This window comes from Desulfobacterales bacterium, from assembly GCA_029211065.1.
GTDB lineage: Bacteria > Desulfobacterota > Desulfobacteria > Desulfobacterales > JARGFK01 > JARGFK01.
Map to the genome: position 1 here is coordinate 1 of JARGFK010000206.1, position 3,715 is coordinate 3,715.

At 41.9% G+C, this 3,715-nt stretch carries 3 protein-coding genes; all 3 read right to left on the minus strand.

Going from position 1 to position 3,715, the window contains the following annotated elements; all coding sequences use genetic code 11:
- Positions 1–16 precede the first annotated feature (16 nt).
- The 3 genes from P1P89_22610 to P1P89_22620 all read right to left on the minus strand — a co-directional run bounded on the left by P1P89_22610 (position 17) and on the right by P1P89_22620 (position 3,277).
- Entirely contained in the window at positions 17–1,705 is a 1,689-nt protein-coding gene (locus P1P89_22610) for a site-specific DNA-methyltransferase (protein MDF1594314.1), read from the minus strand.
- A gap of 313 nt (positions 1,706–2,018) precedes the next feature.
- Positions 2,019–2,792: a DUF1828 domain-containing protein gene (locus P1P89_22615; GenBank protein ID MDF1594315.1), complete on the minus strand. Its 774-nt coding sequence runs from the start codon at positions 2,790–2,792 to the stop codon at positions 2,019–2,021.
- A 2-nt stretch (positions 2,793–2,794) separates the two neighbouring features.
- Positions 2,795–3,277, minus strand: a complete 483-nt coding sequence (locus P1P89_22620) for a hypothetical protein (protein MDF1594316.1) — start codon at positions 3,275–3,277, stop codon at positions 2,795–2,797.
- Positions 3,278–3,715: the final 438 nt, after the last annotated feature.

Genomic DNA, 3,715 nt, shown 5'->3' on the forward strand with positions numbered 1-3,715 from the left:
CTTTAAGTTCCATATCTCACCGCGCAAGTTCATAGATTTCGAAAGGAAGCTGGGCAAAGTCAATCCGCAGTTCGTCCAAATGGGCCTGATCCAGGTATTTGGTCGGCGCAAAGACCAGACGTCTCTTTTCTCCATATTTTCCAATGGATTTTGCCCGCTCCAGCGTCAATGCGATATTTTTAAGTTTTTGAATGTCAGGCTCATAGAAAAGATAAACCTTATAATTCCTGCTTTCACCGACAAAGTTCTTCTTTTCATTCATAGCCTTTGGATCAAATTCCTCGCCTGTCGCCGTGTAAAATATATACCGGGCCAGTTCTTCGTATGTAGGCAACCCGTCTCCGGAAAGAATGCTCTCCAGTTCGATGGCTTTTCCCAGTTCAAAATAGCTGAATGTCCCGCCGAGGCCTTCCTTCAGATTTTCATCTTTCGCTTTCGTCACCCCTTTTATAATCCGGCGAACGCGCTCCGCTGTTATCTTATCAGCATAATCCTCGCATTCAACGAGAATGAATTTTCTGTTGCCGTCATCTGAATGATTAAGCTCGAAAACAGCTTGAGAAGTCGTCCCGGACCCAGCGAATGAGTCTAAGATGAGGCTGTCTTTATCGCCGGCCAATAGGATGGCGTGTTTAACCAAATCAACTGGTTTCGGATATTCGAAAACAGCCTTTCCAAAAAGATCTTTTATCTGATCACGGCCCGTCTCATTATTAAATTCAGAACCCTGCCATATAGTGGGAAATAGTCTACCGCCAATACCACCATTTTCATCCTCTGGATAGTCTATCTGAAAAACATCCCACTCTTTTTTATCTGAATTTCTGCGTTTAACGATGCTACCAATAAGCAAGTGTGCTTCATCTTCGACTTTACGTTTACTCCAGCGCCAAACGCCATCTGTTCCATCGGAAAGTTTAGGTATTACCTCTTCAAAATTCTTACCATTTTTCACATGTACAGTTCCATCTTTTGGGTCTACATAAAGTGCGTAATGGAGATTAGGTCGATCCTCCCGTTTTGCTAATGCACCTCGTTTCCTCAGTCCTAACCAGCGACATTTTCTACCGTCTCTGTCGGTTTTCGAATACTCGGATAATTGTTCTTCAGTGAGATCCAATTTGCCAGCCTTGAATTTATCTGTTTGGCGAGCATAAATTATGAGATATTCATGTTCAACAGCTAACTCCGTACCCAATCTTCGCCCGCGAGGATTATTCCTAACAATGATTATCCCAAAGCGGTTGGTTTCACCAAATACCTCATCGAACAGCGAAATGAGATTATTAAACTCGTTGTCATCAATACTCGCGCATATTATACCATCCTCCCGTAGCAACTCCCTCAACAATTTCAACCTTGGCATCATCATGCAAAGCCATTTATCATGGCGGGTGAGATCTTCCCGGTCAACCACCTTACCGAGCCATTCCTGCATCATGGGGGAATTGACATTATCGTTAAACACCCATTTCTCATTGCCGGTGTTGTAAGGCGGATCGATGTAAATACACTTGATTTTTCCGGCGTAAAGCGGAAGGAGCGCTTTCAGAGCCTTCAAGTTATCCCCGTGGATGATGAGATTGTCATGCAGACTGACCTTGTCCGTCAGGCTCTTGTTATTCTTGGGGATCAGTTCATGATATTTGACCAGCAGGTGATGGTTTTGAACAAACGATTTGCCTTTAAACTGAATTTGCGCCATGGCCCATCTCCATTTATATAACCCATATCTTTATCAAGAAATCAGCCCTCCGTACTTAACCCATACAGGAATTATTCAATCACCTTTCCTCCTGCCCGTAATCCCGCACCTTTGACTTTTTCTTTGCCATTTTCGTCCTTCAGTTCTCTAATTGAATAAGGTTTGACTATTCCCAACGGGCGATGGACCAAGTTATTTGACTTTAAAGTTCAAGAGTGTTATTTGTTTTCAAACTGATAACAGCGCTAACGATAGCATCGTTAGCTTGACGCCCTTGCTTAATTGCGGGGGCGTTTCTTTTTTAAACATTTAATTATGACATCGCTTCATTCAGATAATTTTTGATCCTGTCTTGATTTGCCTTTAAACTCGAAAACTGCTTCTCACAGACATCGCTATAACGTGCCAATACTTTGCGGTTGATCTGCTCCTGATCCTCAAAGACAGCAAGAGAACGAAACTTGAGCCCCCACTTCTCAAACTGCAAAAGGGTTATGGTGGCATCCCGGGTCTTATCATCACCGGGTAATGCATGGATAATCAAAGGCCTAGGCATGCCGTTGACACGGCAGTCAACCAGATACTTGCCGTCCGGGTCATGGACCGAGTCGTGCCAGTCGAATTCCCGGCGATTTTCCGGCAACGACGTTTCCATCAGGGTCCGAAAATCATCCATGAATGTCGATCGAACCCTTTCCCGTGACAGATATGTAATGTCGGTTATTCTGAAAAGAGCCTGGATAAAGCTATAAAGGGCATCGCCATATTGATCATCCTCAATTGAAATAATGAGTTCGCCTTCACGGTCATCGATTTTATGAACAGAAAGGGCGTTCGTAATAATTTTTTGTCTGGTGCCGCGCTGTAAATCCTTTTCATCAAGGTCATATGTGAGATGCATATAGGTATGGCCTTCGTCTGAGAGTACCCATTTCCCATTCTCTCTTTTCATAACGATGGCAAGATGATCACCATCTTCGAACATAAAGGGGGTGAAAATGCGAAAACGTTCCCTGCCTTCAGACGAAATTCTCAATTTTTCACACACTTTTTTTTGGAAATCCTGTTCAATTACTTCCAAATTCATATCTATATCTCCTCAAATAACGGCCTCTGAGCTCCCGATGGAATTTCAAAGCAACAATCTTTAATCAGGCAAGAAGTGGCCTGCTGGATATTAGCAAATCTGCTTGTCGCTTCAGCGTATGCATCTTCTCTGGCTCCTAATTGCTGATAACGTTCAGTTGCTTTATGAATATGATAGTCATAAAAGCCTATATTTTCTATTGTATTCGTATGCTCATGGCTCTTTCCATTATATCTCATCAGCCGAAACAGGACATTTGACTGGGGCGGTCTGAAAGCGAGAATGATAGAAAAATCCAAGGGGTTAATAATGCCCTGCCTTAAAATGATGCGAAAGTCATTGCCGCCTTCGCCTTTCAAATCCAGTTCGCGCTCTTTGTGCCCTCTTTTTGGCCGGACTTGTATCTTTGCCAAATAATCCTCAGGGAGAGACTTATGTTCCCTGATTAGAAGCGCTATTTCTTGATCGGAAAGAATATCAACCATCTATCCATTTCTCCCACAACCGGACTTGTTTGTATTCATATTTATCAGAAAATCCCCAAATAAAAAACCCGACCTATTTCCGGGAGTCGGGGTTTTTTCCTATCGTGACATTTTCACCTCGTTGGGGTGTTAAAGCCTGTACTCTTTTAATTTATACAATTTTCAATAAAATCATATATTTTGTCAAGATTCTTTTAGCAAATTATTTTGATTTATACAACCATACTCAAAATCTTACCCATAAATCTGTTATTTTTGGTTGCCAGAAAAATTTTTTATAATATAAGATACGTTTCATTGATTAATTTTCCCTTTTGGATAAACACCCCTCCTGATCAGAAACTTGTGTGACCGAAGATTACAAAGTTCAAATTATACTGATGAAGATTAAGGAGATCTCCATGAAAAAAGTGCTTCGATATTTCACGTTTTTACTCC